The sequence below is a fragment of the Vibrio sp. 1F279 genome (genome assembly GCF_041439815.1).
Lineage (GTDB): Bacteria > Pseudomonadota > Gammaproteobacteria > Enterobacterales > Vibrionaceae > Vibrio > Vibrio tasmaniensis_A.
The window spans coordinates 39,984-59,556 of the sequence record NZ_JBGOOU010000007.1; the positions used below are offsets into that span (position 1 = coordinate 39,984).

The 19,573-nt window shown below is 45.3% G+C and carries 15 protein-coding genes; 4 read left to right on the forward strand and 11 right to left on the reverse strand.

What is annotated here, in order from left to right:
• Positions 1–16 precede the first annotated feature (16 nt).
• The 5 genes from ACED60_RS07350 to glnA all read right to left on the reverse strand — a co-directional run bounded on the left by ACED60_RS07350 (position 17) and on the right by glnA (position 7,718).
• Entirely contained in the window at positions 17–2,632 is a 2,616-nt protein-coding gene (locus ACED60_RS07350) for an EAL domain-containing protein (RefSeq protein ID WP_371727227.1), read from the reverse strand.
• Positions 2,633–2,740: 108 nt separating this feature from the next.
• On the reverse strand, positions 2,741–4,144 hold the full coding sequence (glnG, locus tag ACED60_RS07355) for a nitrogen regulation protein NR(I) (RefSeq protein ID WP_371727229.1): 1,404 nt from the start codon (positions 4,142–4,144) through the stop codon (positions 2,741–2,743).
• A 110-nt stretch (positions 4,145–4,254) separates the two neighbouring features.
• On the reverse strand, positions 4,255–5,331 hold the full coding sequence (gene glnL, locus ACED60_RS07360) for a nitrogen regulation protein NR(II) (protein WP_371701493.1): 1,077 nt from the start codon (positions 5,329–5,331) through the stop codon (positions 4,255–4,257).
• Between the two features lie 168 nt (positions 5,332–5,499).
• Complete coding sequence (locus ACED60_RS07365; RefSeq protein WP_371727230.1) at positions 5,500–6,069, reverse strand: DUF4124 domain-containing protein; 570 nt, start codon at positions 6,067–6,069, stop codon at positions 5,500–5,502.
• 239 nt (positions 6,070–6,308) lie between these two features.
• Positions 6,309–7,718: a glutamate--ammonia ligase gene (gene glnA, locus ACED60_RS07370; RefSeq protein WP_009848037.1), complete on the reverse strand. Its 1,410-nt coding sequence runs from the start codon at positions 7,716–7,718 to the stop codon at positions 6,309–6,311.
• Positions 7,719–8,281: 563 nt separating this feature from the next.
• Between glnA and typA the strand changes: the two genes are divergently transcribed.
• Complete coding sequence (gene typA / locus ACED60_RS07375) at positions 8,282–10,114, forward strand: translational GTPase TypA (RefSeq protein WP_009848036.1); 1,833 nt, start codon at positions 8,282–8,284, stop codon at positions 10,112–10,114.
• A gap of 192 nt (positions 10,115–10,306) precedes the next feature.
• On the opposite strand, the gene ACED60_RS07380 is transcribed toward typA, so the two are convergent.
• Both ACED60_RS07380 and ACED60_RS07385 read right to left on the reverse strand, forming a co-directional pair.
• Complete coding sequence (locus tag ACED60_RS07380) at positions 10,307–10,837, reverse strand: AAA family ATPase (protein WP_371727231.1); 531 nt, start codon at positions 10,835–10,837, stop codon at positions 10,307–10,309.
• Between the two features lie 20 nt (positions 10,838–10,857).
• Positions 10,858–11,499: a DUF2959 domain-containing protein gene (locus ACED60_RS07385; protein ID WP_017099256.1), complete on the reverse strand. Its 642-nt coding sequence runs from the start codon at positions 11,497–11,499 to the stop codon at positions 10,858–10,860.
• Between the two features lie 205 nt (positions 11,500–11,704).
• Here ACED60_RS07385 and ACED60_RS07390 point away from each other — a divergent pair, with 205 nt between their 5' ends.
• The 3 genes from ACED60_RS07390 to ACED60_RS07400 are packed head-to-tail and all read left to right on the forward strand — an operon-like array spanning position 11,705 to position 14,004.
• On the forward strand, positions 11,705–12,646 hold the full coding sequence (locus tag ACED60_RS07390) for a virulence factor BrkB family protein (protein ID WP_012603002.1): 942 nt from the start codon (positions 11,705–11,707) through the stop codon (positions 12,644–12,646).
• A complete protein-coding gene (gene dtd / locus ACED60_RS07395; RefSeq protein ID WP_004735590.1) occupies positions 12,618–13,052 on the forward strand; it encodes a D-aminoacyl-tRNA deacylase in 435 nt (144 codons plus the stop codon). The genes ACED60_RS07390 and dtd overlap by 29 nt, the downstream gene beginning before the upstream one ends.
• A 16-nt stretch (positions 13,053–13,068) precedes the next feature.
• On the forward strand, positions 13,069–14,004 hold the full coding sequence (locus ACED60_RS07400) for a bifunctional GNAT family N-acetyltransferase/hotdog fold thioesterase (protein ID WP_009848032.1): 936 nt from the start codon (positions 13,069–13,071) through the stop codon (positions 14,002–14,004).
• Positions 14,005–14,043: 39 nt separating this feature from the next.
• Here the strand turns inward: ACED60_RS07400 and ACED60_RS07405 are convergent, their stop codons facing one another.
• The 4 genes from ACED60_RS07405 to hslR all read right to left on the reverse strand — a co-directional run bounded on the left by ACED60_RS07405 (position 14,044) and on the right by hslR (position 19,430).
• The gene (locus ACED60_RS07405) at positions 14,044–16,014 is read right to left on the reverse strand and encodes an AsmA family protein (RefSeq protein WP_371727232.1); all 1,971 of its coding nucleotides are present in this window, start codon (positions 16,012–16,014) and stop codon (positions 14,044–14,046) included.
• A 154-nt stretch (positions 16,015–16,168) separates the two neighbouring features.
• Positions 16,169–17,794, reverse strand: coding sequence for a phosphoenolpyruvate carboxykinase (ATP) (pckA, locus tag ACED60_RS07410; protein ID WP_371727233.1), 1,626 nt, complete (start codon positions 17,792–17,794; stop codon positions 16,169–16,171).
• A 337-nt stretch (positions 17,795–18,131) separates the two neighbouring features.
• Positions 18,132–19,025, reverse strand: coding sequence for an Hsp33 family molecular chaperone HslO (gene hslO, locus ACED60_RS07415; protein ID WP_009848029.1), 894 nt, complete (start codon positions 19,023–19,025; stop codon positions 18,132–18,134).
• Between the two features lie 18 nt (positions 19,026–19,043).
• On the reverse strand, positions 19,044–19,430 hold the full coding sequence (gene hslR / locus ACED60_RS07420) for a ribosome-associated heat shock protein Hsp15 (protein WP_012603005.1): 387 nt from the start codon (positions 19,428–19,430) through the stop codon (positions 19,044–19,046).
• Positions 19,431–19,573: the final 143 nt, after the last annotated feature.

Sequence of the window (19,573 nt, forward strand, 5' to 3'; positions counted from 1 at the left end):
TCGATTTGTGCCTGATTTAGGCGAGGTTCTCTTTGGTGCTCTGTTTGGCCTCTGCGTTTTGTTCGATTTCGTTATTCGTTTTAAACTTGGCATTTTGCTTGGTGCCGAGGTCGGTAGGCCATTGGTCAAACGGAACTGGACGACTGTATAAGAACCCTTGAGCTAACGGACATTGAAGCTGCTTGAGTAGTTCAGCTTGTTGTTGTGTTTCAACGCCTTCTGCTACCAAACTTACTTTGAAACCCTTGGTGATGTTGACGATGGCCGCGACGATGGAGCTGTCTAGGTTCTCTTTTTCCAACTTACTGACGAAGCTGCGATCGATCTTTAAGCAATCAAATGGCAGTTTGTGTAAGTAAGCCAGTGACGAATAGCCGGTACCAAAGTCATCAATTGCAATCGAGATACCTAGTGCTTTTAGCGTCAGCATATTATCGATGATGGTTTGGTCATTGTCGACGATGCGTGATTCAGTGATCTCTAGCGTCAGGTTTTGGGCTGGTAATTTGGTGTCACGCAGCGTGCTTTTAACCAATTCAATGAATCCGCTTTCACTCAGTTGGTCGACAGATAGGTTAACGTGAATAGAGAAGTCTTTATTCCATTTTCCAGACTCAATCGCGATTGCGGTATCTCGACATGACTTGTGCAAAATCTGCTTACCAATGTCGTAGATCAATCCTGTTTCTTCTGCTAAAGGAATGAACTCCAAAGGTGAGATTATACCCTCGTCCGTTACCCAACGAGCCAAAGCCTCGGCACCTATGGTAGCTCCGGATTCCAGGTCGATTATAGGCTGATAGAAGGGCTCGAACTGCTGAAGCTCAATTGCCTTGTTAAGACGTGCCAGCATCTTGGTACGATATCTCGATGCTTTGCCCATTTCTGGGTTGTAAATACTGACACTGGTTTTGTCTTGCTTTGCGTTGCTCAAGGCTATACTGCTGTTGCGTAGCAGCAGTGTAATGTCGTTGACGTTCGAGACATTCACTACACCCATTGATACTTTGATCACCACGCTTTCTGATTCCATGGCAAATGGGGAGGTAAAGATTCGAAGCAAGCGGCTCGTCAGTAGCTGGACGTCATCTATTTGATTGATGTTAGGAGCGTAAATCGCAAATTCATCCCCGCCAGTTCGAGCTAACAGGAAGTTCGATGGCAGCGTACCTCTTAAACGAGCAGCCGCAATGATAAGCAGTTGGTCACCATTGTAATGGCCGAGGCTATCATTAATATCTCGAAAGCGGTCAATACCAATTAAGTAAAGTGTACCTTTTTCGTTTTCAGGGTTTTTCTTGGCTGTATCAATAAAGCCTTCACGACTATACAGTTTAGTTAATGAGTCATAGGTAAGTTGAGCCTGTAACACCTGAAAAGAAGCCTTTAAATTGTTGGTCATTTCATTAAATGACGCAGTTAACATGCTAATTTCATAGATATTGCCCGTTTTTGGCATGCTCGTATCCCAGTCACCTTTGGCGAGGCGCTTTGCTGCCCCTGCTGTTGAAGTGATGGGTTGAGTTACGCGATTAAAGGCAATTAATCCAGCGATAATACCAATGCAACTGAGCGTTAGACCGAGTAACCAGCTGTTTCTTTGGTTTTTTGGTAATTCACCAAGTAGGCTACTTTCTGGGATCGACATACCAATAATCCAAGTGATGCCGTACTCATCTTCATAAGGGGTAAGTTGATTGAAATATCGTTCGTTATCTAAATTAAAACTAAAGCGCTGCACATTTAAATCATCGATTAGATGAAACTTATCTACATAACGGGCACTTTCACGTATTACCGCGTTAGCACTCTCTGTTGCTAACAAGCGCTGGCCTTTGTCTGTTTGTCCTGTTCCCCAAGAGACCACGCTGCCTCCGCCCGAATGAGCGACTAAGCGCTGTTGCTTATCAATAATATAAACAGAAGCATCTGTTTCATCTTTTAGTTCTTTGAGAAATGCATTAAAAGTGTTGATCTTGATATCGCTGGCAAGGACACCTTTGAGCTCGTTATCACTATAGATAGGAGCAAGAGCCGATAAAGTGATCTCTTGTCGTTCATCTGCATTGGCATAAATTGATGACCATAATGCCTTGTTCTGTGCTACGACAGGTGTGTACCAAGGGCGAACTCTTGGGTCGTAAGCTGAAATCACGGTTCGAATGTCTTCGCTAATCGTGTGGCCACGATAAATGACCAGCTGGCCTTGGGTTCGGTCATCTCGGGCCATCAAAGTGTAGCCGTTGTTAACTTCTTTTCGAAAACCGACGTAGCTACCGTCTGCAGAGCCAAAACTAATCACATCTAGTTGGGGAACAGCTTGGAAATGACGAGAAAATTTATAAAGGATGTAGTCTTGAACCTGACTAAGATCTCCCTCTTTATAAAGGTTGTGATAACCGATGTTATGACTTAGTGAAAGGTTAGCGTGAAATGGCTTTTCTAAAAAATCGGCAAGGCTTTGATGAACGTTATCAGTGAGTGATGTTAGTTGGCGCGCACTAATATCACTCACCATCTCCTTGTAGCTTTGCTTTTGAGTGAAAATCATTACGCCCATAGTGAAGAGAAATATCATCACGAATGGCAGAACCACTGCGGTTCTCAAGGTAATTTGTGTTTTCAAAGACATCTTTAGCTACAGTTTGGATAGATAGTGTACTGTAATTGTACCGATACTATTCAAAGCAAGCGACACTTTTTTAGCTTTAAAAAATATGTATCTAAAGGCATATATAGATCAGTACAACTCTTTGAGTTTACGAGTCAGGGTGTTTCTTCCCCATCCTAAAACTTTCGCTGCATCTTGTTTATGGCCATTAGTATGGTTGAGTGCGGCCTCTAATAATATACGTTCAAACTCGGGTAGAGCATAAGTCAGCAGCTCTTTTTCGCCGGAATCAAGCGCACTCTTGGCCCAATTAGCCAGCAGTTGTTGCCAATTACCATCAGTACCTTCGCTGATCACTACCTTATCTTCCAACAACTCAGGAGGTAGATCCGAAGGAAGTATTTCACTACCACTTGCCATTACTGTTAACCAACGGCAAATGTTCTCAAGCTGACGTACGTTACCCGGCCAATTGAGCTGATTGAGCTTCAGAATGGTCTCTGGGTGTAGTGTCTTCACTTCTACGCCAAGCTCTTCAGCGGCTGATGCTAGGAAGTGGTGAGTCAGCTTTTCAATGTCCTGTTTACGTTCGCGCAGTGCCGGAATATGGATTCGGATAACGTTGAGTCGATGGAAAAGGTCTTCACGGAAACCACCGTCATGTACTAAGCGCTCAAGATCTTGGTGGGTTGCGGCAACGATACGAACATCGACCTTAACCGCAGAATGTCCACCTACGCGATAAAACTGGCCATCAGACAGCACGCGCAGTAGTCGAGTCTGAATATCGAGTGGCATGTCGCCAATCTCATCAAGAAACAGAGTTCCCCCGTTGGCTTGCTCGAAGCGTCCTTGGCGAACGCTGTTGGCTCCAGTAAACGCGCCTTTCTCATGGCCAAACAGCTCTGATTCAATGAGATCTTTGGGAATGGCTGCCATGTTCAGGGCGATAAAGGGTTTTTTCGCTCTTGGGCTGTGACGATGTAAGGCGTGTGCGACTAGTTCTTTACCTGTACCTGATTCACCATTGATTAGCACGGAAATGGATGACCGAGACAAACGACCAATGGCGCGGAAGACTTCCTGCATCGCAGGCGCTTCGCCAATGATTTCTGGCGCGTTGGTGTCTTCGGCTACTTCGCTGGCTTGTTCTCGCTTTTGCTCTTGGCTGTGGGCGATTGCTCGCTCTACTAAAGTCAGTGTCTCATCGATATCAAACGGCTTAGGCAGATACTCAAAAGCGCCTTTTTGATAAGCATTGACCGCCGCATCAAGGTCTGAGTGCGCGGTCATAATGATCACTGGCAGGTCGGGAGAGCGTTGATGAACCTGATGCAAAAGCTCAATACCGTCAATGCCGGGCATGCGAATATCAGATACCAATACATCTGGCGTTTCGCGCTCAAGAGCAAGTAATACGCTCTCTGCATCAGCAAATGTTTCACACTTTATATCCGCAGATGAAAGTGTTTTCTCTACTACCCAGCGGATAGAGCTGTCGTCATCGACGACCCAAACGTATCCCTTACTCATAATTCAATTCCTTTGCAGCCAAATCTATTGTGATAATCATTGTTGTTTTTATTGTTCGGTATTCAGTGTTGCCAATGAAACGTTGTTTCCAGTGAGAGACACAGCTTTGCTTATATCGGCAAATAAATCGTGAATGTGGTGTTGCCCGGCCAGCTTTCAACATCAATTTTCCCATTGTGTTGATCGATCAGGTTTTGAGATATCGATAGCCCTAGCCCTGTTCCTCCTTCTCGTCCGCTGACCATTGGGTAAAACAGGGTGTCTTTCAATTCATCGGGGATACCCGGGCCGTTGTCGCAGATCTCAATGCGAGCGGCGAGTTTGTGTCGCTGACCATGAATGTTTGCTTGATGCACCGTTCTGGTGCGAATGATGATTTTTCCTGATTCTTGAGTCTTCAGAATCTGAGCTGCGTTGCTCACTATATTGAGCATGGCTTGCTCTACCTGTGCTGAATCCATCAAGATGTCCGGTAAGCTCGGGTCGTAGTCTCGTTCGATGACGAGTGTTGAACCTGATTCTAGCTCGACGAGTTGCCTTACTTTTTCAAGTATTTGGTGAAGATTCTCTTCCGATTTGGTCCCCGGTTTCTGTGGGCCAAGCAGGCGATCGACCAAAGCTCTCAGGCGGTCGGCTTGCTCAATAATGATCTGCGTATATTCATTAAGGGACTGATCAGGGAGCATTTTACCAAGTAGCTGCGCGGCTCCTCTTAATCCGCCCAATGGATTCTTAATCTCATGGGCTAATCCGCGCACCAATAGTTTAGCCGCTTGTTGTTGTGCGTGTTGGTTGAGCTCTTGGCTGAGGCGTCTTTGTTGGTCTATCTTGCGCATCTCAACCAATAACAGCGTTTCTCGCTGCCAAGATATTGGGCTCACTGTTACCTCAAGCATTAGTGGGCGGTTATCAACCACAAAGGTAACGTCACTGTCGGTAATGCTTTGGCCACTTTGTAGCGGTTGAGTCAACAGCGCTAAATCCAGTGAGGCGTGCTGGATAAGTTGGCTCAGAGGGTGATCAACGATACGTCGTGCACTTTGCGAAAAGAGTTGTTCAGCCGCCGGGTTGGCATATCGGACATACAGTTGCTCATCGAGCATCAATGTTGAGGTCACCATATTGTCGAGAATGGCGCTGGAAAGATGATGTGTATCTATGCTGTCGCTTTTGGCTGATCGATTCACTATTTCGTCCTTGAACTGGTGTTTTTCTCACTGCACCAAATTGGTGCGAAGCTAAGTTCAAGTATGGCGCATATCAACCAGAAGCTAAAGATAATTCATTAGAGTTGCTGAAAGCTGCTTCGATCAGGTGAAAAGTAGAGGTAATTTTGCCTCTTTTAACACATTGGCTTACTTGAGCGTCGCTCGATGTAAATACACGGTGACTGGACTAGTAGATGCAATAAGCTTGCCGCTTCTATGTGCTTGAATTGCAATGGTGTGAGTGCCTCGATCGATACCTTTCAATTCCCAATTAGGTTGGGTTTGTGGAGCGCCATAACGACGACCATCGAGCATCAATTGCAGCTGCTCTCCAATACCAAGCTTGCGGTTGAGTTCTATTCTTATTGGGATTAAGCCACGGTTGCTGCGGATGGTTTGATCATGAACTGGAGTCAGCATGCTGAGGGCTAACTGAGCGGGTACCTCTCGTTTCGTGTTATCTGTTTTTTCCTGAGCGTGAGCTGGTGTTGCAGTTTTTGTTGTAGAGGGATCTGCAGCGTCAACAGGCGTTGAGGCCTCAAATTTAGGGGCTGGCGCGGAAGCTTGTACGTCAGGTAGGCGAAGAGCCTCCGCACCTTGATCTGTAGGGGTATCACTAAAGTGAAGCACACCATCCTCATCTTCCCAGGTGTACACCGTTTGAGCAGAGCACGAGAATGCGACTGTTAATCCGATTAGGAACAGTATGTTTTTCATATCGTTAGCCTCTTTCCACCGTTAGGTGTTTTCACGTTTGACGTTAGTTTTGTTATTGATTTTATTGTATTTATAGCAACAGCCTCTAAGGGCTTTGTTTAAGATATGGTACGAGGAAGCAGGGGGAGGGAGAATAGAAAAAAGGCCCGCCTGCGAGGCGAGCCTAATATTTTTTAGTGCTTCTTACATGTTGCAATAGCTTTTACTGCAGTAAGAATTACATGCTAACCGACTAAGGATTAAACTGAGTAGTACAGTTCAAACTCAAGTGGGTGTGTAGCCATGTTCACGCGCTGTACGTCGTCAGATTTCAGTGTGATGTAAGAATCGATGAAGTCGTCAGAGAATACGCCACCAGCCGTTAGGAACTCACGGTCTTCGTTAAGTGCTGCTAGAGCACCTTGTAGAGATTCTGCAACTGTTGGGATTTCAGCTGCTTCTTCTGCAGGAAGGTCGTATAGATCTTTATCCATAGCTTCGCCAGGGTGGATCTTGTTCTTAATACCGTCAAGGCCAGCCATAAGCATTGCTGAGTAGCATAGGTATGGGTTAGCTGCTGGGTCACCAAAACGTAGCTCGATACGACGTGCTTTCGGGCTTGGTACTACTGGGATGCGGATAGAAGCAGAACGGTTACGTGCTGAGTAAGCAAGCATTACAGGTGCTTCGAAACCAGGTACAAGACGCTTGTATGAGTTCGTTGATGGGTTAGCAAATGCGTTGATTGCGCGAGCGTGCTTGATTACACCACCGATGTAGTAAAGAGCCATTTCAGATAGGCCGCCGTACTTATCACCAGCAAACAAGTTTTGTCCATCTTTGTTCAATGACATGTGAACGTGCATGCCAGAACCGTTGTCACCAACTAGTGGCTTAGGCATGAATGTCGCTGTTTTGCCAAATGCGTGCGCAACGTTGTGTACAACGTACTTGTAGATTTGAGTCTCATCCGCTTTTGTTGTTAGCGTGTTGAAGCGAGTTGCGATTTCGTTTTGACCCGCAGTTGCAACTTCGTGGTGGTGAGCTTCAACAACTAGGCCCATCTCTTCCATTACTAGACACATTGCTGAACGGATATCTTGAGATGAATCGACAGGAGCTACTGGGAAGTAACCGCCTTTAACGCCAGGACGGTGACCTTTGTTACCGCCTTCGATGTCAGAACCTGTGTTCCAAGCTGCTTCTACATCATCAATTTTGAAGAAAGAACCAGACATGTCGTTTGAGAACTTAACGTCATCGAATAGGAAGAATTCTGGCTCTGGACCCACTAGAACTGTGTCTGCGATACCCGTAGAACGTAGGTATTCTTCAGAACGTTTAGCGATAGAGCGTGGGTCACGGTCGTAGCCTTGCATTGTTGCAGGCTCAAGGATGTCACAACGGATGTTTAGCGTTGCATCTTCTGTGAATGGGTCCAGTACAGCAGAAGCTGCGTCTGGCATCATTACCATGTCAGATTCATTAATGCCTTTCCAACCAGCGACTGAAGAGCCGTCAAACATTTTGCCTTCTTCGAAGAAGTCTGCATCAACTTGGTGAGAAGGAATAGAGATGTGCTGCTCTTTACCTTTTGTATCAGTAAAACGTAAGTCGATAAATTTAACTTCGTTCTCTTGGATCAGGGATAGTACATTTTCTACTGACATCTTGGATAACCTCCAGTGTTATTAATTCGGTATTAGCTCGATTCGGTTGAAACCAGCATTGATTAATGTCTATACGTGCATTAATCGATGCTGATTTATCTATAGCCAAAAACGTGCCAAAAAAATTATTCCATTAATTTCAATGGTTTACTTGTTTACTTGATTTGCGAACTCTGACTTTTGCACCAAAATGATCTTTGGTTGCACTGTATTGGTGCAGCCATTTATCTGTGCACCAATATGAGACATAAGCGAACACCATTCAGCAATGAATTGCCTAAGTTGTCAATCCACTTTTGTTATTTTACCTGAGATTTGGTTGCCCACTTCGCGGGTGATACTTTTCGATAACCCTACGAATTAGTCGACTAGACACTGTACGGAACCAAAGTTAAGCGGATATGAATCGCTAATAAAGAAAAAAGCCTTGGTTCAGATCACATATTTCTGGGTTTTTGTCTAGAATCTGGTATATTATTGACCGTTTTTTAAATCAAGCTAGCGGTTATTATCCAAACTTTTGAGATAAGTGACGGCTACTTTTATGAGTGAATCGAGAATCCATGTCTACTCCACAGATTGATAAGTTAAGAAATATCGCGATCATCGCGCACGTTGACCACGGTAAAACGACTTTGGTTGATAAACTACTACAACAGTCAGGCACTCTTGAGTCTCGTGGTGAAGCTGAAGAGCGTGTCATGGATTCGAATGACATCGAAAAAGAGCGTGGCATTACAATCCTTGCTAAGAACACAGCAATCAACTGGAATGATTACCGCATCAACATCGTAGATACTCCGGGACACGCGGACTTCGGTGGTGAAGTTGAGCGTATCATGTCTATGGTTGATTCTGTTCTGCTTATCGTTGACGCAGTTGATGGCCCAATGCCTCAAACTCGTTTCGTAACGCAAAAAGCATTCGCACACGGTCTTAAGCCAATCGTTGTAATCAACAAGATTGACCGCCCAGGCGCTCGTCCTGATTGGGTTATGGATCAAGTATTCGACCTTTTCGACAACCTAGGTGCTACAGATGAGCAACTAGACTTCACCGTTGTTTACGCTTCAGCTCTAAACGGTTGGGCAACAATGACTGAAGGTGAAACTGGCGAGAACATGGAACCATTGTTCCAAGCTGTTGTTGATACAGTAGAAGCGCCAGCAGTTGACCTTGACGGTCCACTACAAATGCAAATTTCGCAACTTGATTACAGCTCTTATGTAGGTGTTATCGGTGTTGCTCGTGTTACTCGTGGTTCTGTTAAGCCAAACCAACAAGTAACTATCGTGAATGCTGAAGGCAAAAAACGTAACGGTAAAGTAGGTACTGTACTTGGTTACCTAGGTCTTGAGCGTCACGAAGTAGAACAAGCTAACGCTGGCGACATCATTGCAATCACAGGTCTTGGTGAGTTGAAAATTTCAGACACTATCTGTGACGTAAACACTGTTGAAGCAATGGAACCACTGTCTGTTGATGAACCAACAGTAACAATGACGTTCCAAGTAAACACTTCTCCGTTCGCGGGTAAAGAAGGTAAGTTTGTAACTTCACGTAACATCCTTGAGCGTCTTGAAAAAGAATTGGTTCATAACGTTGCACTACGTGTTGAAGAAACTGAAAGTCCAGACCGTTTCCGCGTATCAGGCCGTGGTGAACTTCACCTTTCTATCCTGATCGAAAACATGCGTCGTGAAGGTTTCGAGCTAGCAGTATCTCGTCCAGAAGTAATCATCAAAGAAGAAGATGGTCAGAAAATGGAACCGTTCGAAACGGTTACTATCGATGTAGTTGAAGAGCACCAAGGTGCGATCATGGAAAGCATCGGTCTACGTAAGGGTGAGCTAACAGATATGGCACCAGATGGTAAAGGCCGTGTTCGCATGGACTTCATGATGCCTTCTCGTGGTCTTATCGGTTTCCAAACTGAATTCCTTACAATGACGTCTGGTTCTGGTCTTATTTACCACTCGTTCGATCACTACGGTCCTTACAAAGGCGGTATCATTGGTCAACGTAACAACGGTGTTCTAATCTCGAACGCGACTGGTAAAGCACTGACTTACGCATTGTTCTTCCTTCAAGCTCGTGGTCGTCTATTTACAGAGCACGCTGATGAAGTTTATGAAGGTCAAGTAATCGGTATTCACAACCGTTCAAACGACCTGACAGTAAACTGTTTGAAAGGTAAGCAACTAACGAACGTTCGTGCATCTGGTACTGATGAAGCACAAGTTCTTTCTCCACCGATCAAGCACACTCTAGAGCAAGCTCTTGAGTTTATCGATGAAGATGAACTAGTAGAAGTAACGCCACTAAACGTACGTATCCGTAAGAAGCTTCTTACTGAAAACGAACGTAAGCGTGCAGCACGTCCAGCTAAGGCTTAATCGCCAGCTGACTAGCTTCTAGCTATTCAAGCAATACGTTTTAGAATAAATAAGAAAGCCCCGAGTAGCCTAGCTGCTCGGGGCTTTTGTTTTATGTGGTGTTAGAGTTGATACGGGTAAACGAGATGCGAGATACGAAAGGCGTTTAAGTATTCGTCATCCTCAAGAGGGAGGGACGACCGAGTTGGGGATCTAGCTTTTGATACCTAAGTAACGCTCAACGAATTGAAGCCGCTCATCGACTGATATAAATGGCACCTCGACAACCTCATAGCCAAGCTCTTGATAGACTCTGACTAGCGCGTGGTGAATGTCTAACGCTTCCTCAAACGGATAAGGTCTCACATCATCTTGTACGTAAATCGATGCCTCAGGACGACAGAACAAGACTTGTGAGTGGTAGCCTTGGCTCGCTTCTCGGTAGTTCGCATCAATCTCAAGATTAGCCTGATCTAAGTAACCACAGATATCTGGAATCGCACGGTCAAGAAAAGCAATTTGGTGCTGCTTCGCTTGCTCTTTTTGCTCGCTCATCACGTCTAAACACAAGCGAGCAAAGCCCGGTAGGTCTAACCAAGGTAAGATACCGTTCTCAAGTTGGCTCTGTTGTTCTATCAATTGGCGAGAGGATTCTGCGAAGGTTGGGTAACCTATGTCACCCAAGGCATTAATCAGAGTTGTTTTTCCGGCTCCGGGGCCGCCAGTAATAATGATAGGCTGCATGCTGTTGTTTCTCTGTAGTGCTACTTCTGGTTCAGTTGAGCCAAGAACTTATCCGATTCTGCTATCGCCGCATTCATCTGTTCTATCGCGTAGGCGATGTCTTTTTCTAAGCTCATAAACTCTCCCTGCAATGAACCAACGGCACTCGCATTGAGGTTGTGTTTGAGATAAAGCGTGTTGTCGCGAAGAGTGTTGAGTACCGGATCCATTTTCTTCTCAGCCCGTTTCATCGCTGACAGCATGGTCTGGTAAGATGATTTGGTTTCACGCAGCTTTTTCTCACTTGAACGACGCAGTGAATCGCTGGTGTAAAGGTCCAACTCTCCCTGCCACTCTGCAAATAGCGCATCCGACACATCTTCAATCGCAGCAATTCGGTCACTGACATTTTGTGCGGCTTTCTCACTGTCTTGGTATTTATCATTAATCTTGTTGTACATGTCTTCAAGGTCGCCGCCACTAAAATTAGTCAGGCTACTCAAAGCTTCAAGTGCGCTAGTAAACTCTTCCTGAGCGTCCTGTTGCGACTCTTTAGCGTCTTCCACTCTGTCGACCATAATGTCACGCTTGTGGTAACCCACTTGCTCCATTGCGGAGTAATAAGCTGATTGGCATCCAGTAAGAGTAAAAATAGAGAGGACTATAACTATTAAATAAGGCATCCTAGTTTCCTATAGTTAGATAATATCAATCGTAGTAAATAACTGTTCAACCTAGCTTGTTAAAATGCTCGATAACGGCGTTAGAATTTTTGATTGTAGAATGACTACTTATCGAAAAACTCTTCCTTGTTCTCAAGCCTTTTTCCTACGCTATTTTCGAACATTTACTTACTGTGATTAATATAACGGAATATTAATTAGGACTATGAACGAGTTACCAGGGAGTTACAAGTTGAAGATAAAAAAGGCAGCTACAGGAAGCATCCAGTTTTCCCGCTATCTTCTTACGCGGATGACGCACGATAGAGTTAATGTGAATGCGGGGTACTTGGCGTACATTACTTTGCTCTCTATCGTACCGATGTTGACGGTTTTGCTCTCTATTTTGTCGTCATTTTCAGTTTTTGCTGATGTTGGTTTAGTGATTCAAAACTTCGTTATTACCAACTTTGTTCCCGCTTCCGGGGATGCGGTGCATGGTGCTTTACTGGAGTTTGTTGCTAATACCGGCAAGATGACGGCGGTGGGCAGTGTGTTCTTATTCATTGCCGCTCTGATGCTGATCTCCAATATTGATAAAAACCTAAACTACATCTGGCGAGTAACGGAAAAGCGACGTGCTGTGTTGTCTTTTTCGATGTATTGGATGGTGCTAACTCTTGGGCCTATTTTGATCGGAGCGAGCATTGCTGCAACGTCGTATGTGACATCATTAAACTTGTTACAAAACGAAGTCGTGTCGAGTGCTTTTAATACAGTGATTCGCAAGCTCCCTTTGATTACCTCATTCTTTGCGTTTTTCGGTCTGTATCTGTTGGTTCCCAACAAAAAGATTCACTTTTCTCATGCGGCAGCTGGCTCTCTAGTGGCGGCTCTGTTGTTCGAACTCAGCAAGAAAGGCTTTGCAGCTTACATTACTCAGTTTCCGTCTTACCAGTTGATTTATGGCGCATTAGCGGCGATTCCCATTCTTTTTGTTTGGGTCTATTTGTGCTGGTTGATTGTGTTAGTGGGTGCTGAAGTGACGGCCGCGTTGGGCGAGCAGGAACAGTGGAGTGACTCTCAAGAAATGGTACACTCGTCGGATAAAGACAAAATTACAGAGCAAGGAAACAACAGTGATAGCACTGATCCAGAGAGTAAGTGAAGCTGCCGTCCGTGTTGATGGCGAAGTAGTGGGTGAGATTGAGCAAGGCTTATTAGTTCTGTTAGGTGTAGAAAAAGGTGATGACGAAGCCAAAGCCAAACGTTTGATGGAACGAGTGACCACTTATCGTGTCTTTGGAGATGAAGACGATAAAATGAACCTTAACGTGAAGCAGGTAGAAGGTAAGGTATTAGTGGTGTCTCAATTCACTTTGCCAGCTGACACCAAGAAAGGGACACGAGCTGGATTTTCTCGCGGTGCTCACCCAGAAGATGCAGAGCGTCTTTACAACTACTTCTCTGACCAATGTGAATCAGTGTTGCCAACGGAACGTGGCCGATTCGCAGCCGACATGAAAGTGTCTTTGGTTAATGATGGCCCAGTGACATTCTGGCTGCAGGTTTAGGCTTAAAGGAATAAGCATGTTTAAACTCATAACCCCGACCACCGAAAATCAACTGAACAAGTATTACCATTTTCGTTGGCAAATGCTCCGTGAACCTTGGCGAATGCCGGTCGGTTCAGAGCGCGATGAATATGACCCAATGAGTCACCATCGCATGATTGTTGATGGTCGAGGTCGCCCGATGGCGATTGGTCGTCTCTATATCACCCCAGATCTAGAGGGGCAGATTCGCTATATGGCGGTGAAGAACTCTCGCCAAAGCAAAGGCATGGGCTCACTTATCTTGGTTGCGCTAGAGTCACTGGCACGTCAAGAAGGTGCGAAGCGTTTGGTGTGTAATGCTCGTGAAGATGCGATCTCATTCTATGAGAAGAATGAGTTTGAGCGTCGTGGTGAGATTAACGACCAACGTGGGCCTGTGCGTCACCAACAGATGGTAAAACCTCTTGATCCAATGGCTGATGTACTGCGCAAACCAGAATGGTGTAATGAGCTTCAGCAGCGCTGGGAGCATCAGATCCCGATCAGTGACAAGATGGGCATCAAGATTAACCAATACACGGGTTATCAGTTCGAGTGTAGTGCTCAGTTGAATCCAAACCTTAACCCTCATAACACCATGTTTGCTGGCTCAGCCTTTACCTTGGCGACCTTAACCGGTTGGGGTATGACTTGGTTACTAATGAAGGAGCGTGGGTTGACAGGTGATATCGTACTAGCAGATAGTAATATTCGTTACCGTCATCCAGTTGAGCAAAACCCAGTGGCATCCACGTCATTGGATGGGATCAGTGGCGATTTAGATCGCCTCGCGTCTGGAAGAAAAGCTCGTATCATCATTCACGTGACCATTAACAGTGGCGACGTGGAGGCGGTTGAGTTTACGGGAACCTATATGCTGATCCCTGACTACAAAAAGAGATTATCAACAGACTCCAACGTAAGCGTATAGCTGACAATGGCTAGCAGATAAAGATACAGATAGAAGGCGCTACTCTTGTGGAGTGGCGCTTTTTTGTTGGCAGTCGTTAATCTCGGAATACTCAGCTTGGGTGAGCTTTCCTGATATTTGGTGGCATGGGTCGGATAGTGAAATAGAGAGAGTGTGTTGCTCGGTTTTTAGCAAGTCGAGCTCTCCAGAAATTTCGCCATTTAACGTTTGAATCCTTTGTTCGCTTTGCTCTGCTGCCGATGCACCAATAATGTGCACTGGTTCAAGTGTGAAGCGTCCACGGTCAAAATTCGCATTGAGCTCTGGGATTTCAAATACGTTATCAGTCGATGTTTCAGAAAGCTTATCATTAAAGGTCATCACACCTTGGCGAACGCTACCAGTGAGTTGACCTGTTGTGGAATAGCCGAGCATTAATGAATCGCCGTATAAACCCGCAGCTTTAAGTTCAAATTCGCCATAACCGGTTGCGTCGAGCGGTAGTTCAAGTTGCTGTAACATGGGTGCTATCGGTAATCCATCGGCAGAGATCTCTAAGCTCCATGGTTTACTGATTTTGTTGAAGTCGAGTGTTGCGTTGGCTTCAATATAGCCGTGCTTTAGTGGCATAAACAGGCGTGTCAGCGTCCATTTTCCTTGCTCGCTATTCATCTCAACCACCGGCTGTGCGCTAATAATGTTTTGATAGCTGGCATCATTCGCGCTGGCCATCAGCTTTCCTTGCCACAGACCTAGCTTTCTATCCTGTAAAAGTTGAACTTGATACCCCTCGATATGTAATCCTGAGACCTGCCAGTAAGGCTTTTGTGCAAGTTGGATAAGTTGGTTGCGTTCTATGTTAATTCGGCTAATTTCGACATTCTGGAGCTGCGTGAGCCAAGGTATCAAGCGAGTGGCGGGTAGAGGGCTATCTTGGCTTTCCGTAATCCACTTTATACCTTGCAGGTCGAGCTGTGCTAATAGAATGCTGTTAGGGGTTACTTTGCCATTAAGTTGAACAGTGCCCTGTAGGAATTGAGTATAGAAGTCTTCAATCAGAATCTGGTTCGGATCTAAATTGAGCTTGATACTTGGCTCTATGAACATGTCATCATCAATGCTCACTCCCTCTGCTTGCAGAGAGAAAATGGCTCTCTGTTGCTTCCACAGCTCAAAAGGCAGTTGGATATTTTCTAACGAGGCATCAAAAGCTGCGAGGTGGCCATCTTGCCACTCTACATCGCTACGCAGAATATCTAAGCTATTGATGTGATTGATCTGAATACCTGCCACATCCCATTCTTTGCTTAGTAGGCTTTGGGTCTGTTTCTGATTGAGTCGCAAGCCATCGACGGTCACATTCACCAACGACCAATCTTGCTGATACTGCTCTGCTTGACCAGAAATTTTGGCACCACGCCAGTCAAACGAAGCGCCATACAGGGTGCTATCACTTGGTTTAAGATCTAGGTCAATCAACAGGTTATCGAACGCTTCGCCTTGCCAATACAGCTGTGAGGCAGAAAGTTGGGTTTTTCCATAAGGTAGAAGTGAGTTGTCGTTGTTCCACGTTGGGTCGGAGATCTGAAGGTCGATGCCTCGCGCGTTAAAGTCTGGGGTTGAAAAGTCGAGATTGTTGATGGCCAGCTGGTGGATCTTAATGCTTGGCTGGGTAAATAAAGAGGTGAGCGTTTCTAGGTCGTCGGCTTCTAACTGTAGGCCACTGATCAAAACAGATTCAAAGACCAGTTTGGCCTCCGTAATCGAGCTGGAGCTGAACCAAAGGTCAATCTTGTCGATATACAGCGGTGTTTGTTTTTCAGGTTGGCTTTGGGTAATGCCCATTAAGGTGATGTGATAAGGCGACTGGTACTCAACATCTTCAATGAGCACAGGTTGTTCAATCGCATGTTTGATAAAAAAGTTAGTAATATCCGTACGGTATTGGGTTTGCAGGCTTAATAGCAATGCTGCGATAGTTGCAACGGCGATAGCCAACGCAATGCCGAACACCATGAATACCTTTTTCATTCCCTGAAAGCCTTAAATTTCAATCGTCTTAAAACAGAGTGGAACAAAAAGGGTCAAGCATCAACAAAAAAGCCCCTCAAAAGAGGGGCTTGCTACAAAAATATCATTTTAAATTGGGCGTTCGCTTTTGGCTTGGCCCGAGCAGATGATTGGGTTAGTCCAGTTGAGGGCCAGCCGCAACCAGTGACTTACCTTCAGCGTTGTCTGTGTACTTATCAAAGTTGTTGATGAAGCGCTCTGCTAGATCTTTCGCTTTGCTTTCCCATTGTAGAGGGTCAGTGTACGTGTCACGTGGATCAAGAATCGCTGGGTCAACATCGTGCAACGCTAGTGGTACTTCTAGGTTAAACATAGGGATAACCTTAGTCTCAGCTTGGTCGATTGAGCCATCTAGGATAGCGTCGATGATGCCACGAGTATCTTGGATTGAGATACGTTTGCCAGTGCCATTCCAACCAGTGTTCACAAGGTAAGCTTCAGCGCCAGCTGCTTCCATACGCTTCACAAGTACTTCAGCGTACTGAGTTGGATGAAGAGTTAGGAATGCCGCCCCAAATGCCGCAGAGAACGTTGGTGTTGGTTCAGTAATACCACGCTCTGTACCTGCTAGTTTCGCAGTGAAGCCAGATAGGAAGTGGTACTTCGTTTGCTCTGGAGTCAGTTTAGAAACAGGTGGTAACACACCAAATGCATCAGCAGTCAGGAAGATAACCTTTTGAGCGTGACCGGCTTTTGATACTGGCTTAACGATGTTGTCGATATGGTGAATCGGGTAAGAAACACGAGTGTTCTCGGTTTTTGAGCCGTCATCAAAATCGATAGAACCATCGCCACGAACCGTTACGTTTTCTAGTAGCGCATCGCGACGGATTGCATTGTAGATTTCAGGTTCTGCTTCTTTAGATAGGCGAATGGTCTTGGCGTAACAACCACCTTCGAAATTGAAGATACCATCGTCATCCCAACCGTGCTCATCATCACCTATTAGCTCACGTTTAGGGTCGGTTGATAGGGTTGTTTTACCTGTGCCTGATAGACCGAAGAAAATCGCTACATCGCCTTCTTCACCGACGTTAGCACTACAGTGCATTGAAGCAATGCCTTGCAGAGGAAGTAGGTAGTTCATCATTGCGAACATGCCTTTCTTCATCTCACCGCCGTACCAAGTACCACCGATGATTTGAACGCGCTCTGTTAGGTTGAAAGCAACGAAGTTTTCAGAGTTTAAACCCTGCTTTTCCCAGTTAGGGTTAGTTGTTTTAGCACCGTTCATTACCACGAAATCAGGTTCGAACGTTGCTAGCTCTTCGTCTGTTGGACGAATGAACATGTTCTTAACGAAGTGCGCTTGCCATGCTACTTCAGTGATAATACGTACACTTAAGCGCGTATCAGGGTTAGCACCACAGTAACCGTCAATGACAAACAGGCGCTTGCCAGATAGCTGAGTTGTCACAAGCTCTTTAAGCTCACCCCAGACTTCAGTTGTAATCGGTTTGTTGTCGTTTTTGCCTTGATCTGACCACCACATGGTATCGCGCGTGGTGTCATCTTTAACAATGTACTTATCTTTTGGTGAGCGGCCAGTAAAGATACCAGTGTCAACCGCAACAGAGCCTAGTTCCGTTACTACGCCTTTTTCGTAGCCTTCCAAACCTGGCAGTGTCTCTTCAACGAATAACTGCTCGTAGCTAGGGTTACGAAGAACTTCAGTAACGCCAGTCAGTCCGTGCTTAGTTAGATCAATTTGTGCAGCCTTAGTATGTTCCATAACGGTCATAGGTGCTCCTTGTAGGATATTTTGTAGGGATTTTGTATTAATTTTTTATTGTTATCTGCTCACCATGCTAGCAACGAGGCTCGGGGGAAACAGGGATATAGCTCAAAAAATATCCATATTAACCATGGGGTTTTAAGCGCCTCATCACATATTGGCCTGACTAGTCTATCCTGTACGCAAACCTTTGCGCTAGAGGAGAGAACATTATTAATTGATTAAAATTAAGAGGTGATTTTATTACGAGATGTTACGGAGTTTGCGATATTTTGATCACAAAAAAAGCCAGCGTTGCGCTGACCTTTTTGGGGTAAATTACGTGTTTTTGGTACGCCGTAAATTAATGAACCGTATTGCTGCCTTTATCTGCTGCTTCTGCATACAGAGCGTCAACATCATTCTTGTCGAACGAGTAGTTTGTGCCACAGTAATCGCAGTGTAGAGCAACGCTACCTTCCGTGCTAAGAATGTCGTAGATCTCTTCTTGAGCGACAGTAATGATAGCGGCACCGCTTCGGTCACGTGAACAACCACAGAAGAATTCAACCGGTTGTGGTGTGAACAGTTGTACTTTCTCTTGGTTGTACAAACGGTAAAGCAGTTCGTTTGCTTCTAGAGTGAATAGCTCTTCATTTTTAACTGTGTCAGTTAGCTGCTCTAGGTGCTCGAAGTCGTCTGGCGTACCAGTGCCGTCTGGCATCACTTGTAGCAACATACCAGCAGCGTGTGCTTTACCTTCATGCTCACCAGTGCGCAACCATAGACGTGTCTTTAGCTGTTCAGAGTTTGCGAAGTAACCTTCAAGGACTTCAGCTAAAGTGTCACCTTCAAGACCAACGATACCTTGGTAACGCTCACCTTTCTTAGGATCGATAGTGATCACTAGGTGACCTTTACCTATTAGATCGTGCAGGCCAGCGTCGTCGGCAATGTCACCATCAAAGCGAGCAACGCCACGGATCTTCTGATCGTTATCGCCATTGATAACAGCTAGAGATACAGGGCCATCACCTTGCAGTTGCATCGTGATAGAGCCTTCAAACTTTAGAGTCGCTGTTAGTAGCGTCGTTGAAACCAGTAGCTCACCCAACAGCTTTTGTACTGGCGCTGGGTATTCCTTGCTAGAAATAATCTGTTGGTACGCTTCGTCCATCTGTACCAATTCACCACGAACTGATAGGTCTTCAAATAGGTAGCGATTTAAAACATTACTTGTAGACATTGGGTTGGCCATTTGGCTATTCCTTCTAGCTTATTGAGTCTTGAACTTGATTATGTCACGACGTTGCTTTTTATCTGGGCGACGTTCTGGTGCTGGGCTATGAGCGTTCAGTTTACGTTGTGTTGCAAACTCTTCTCTCTTTGCCAAGCTCTCGGTGGTTTCTTCATAGAGGGTTTGAGCTATAGGAGCTCCACCACGATGGGCCGAGATTTTCTCGATTGTCACCGTCTTTTCTTCATTACCTTGGCGCAGGGTAATCACTGCTCCAAGTTCGACAATTTTACTTGGCTTGCTGCGCTGACCATTATAGTGGACTTTGCCACCATCGACCATATTGCGAGCAATAGACCGGGTTTTGTAAAAACGAGCTGCCCACAACCATTTATCGAGTCTGACAGCTTCATTAGTAGTTTTCATATAGGGCTGTGCCTTATTAAGTGAGAAATGAATGCGGTTTAACTGTAATGAACAGTGCGCAACATGCTTTTAATTACATTAAGTAGAAGCTTAAAGTGGAGGCGGTTGGCATTTTTTTCAAGTCATAATACAAAATAGCCATG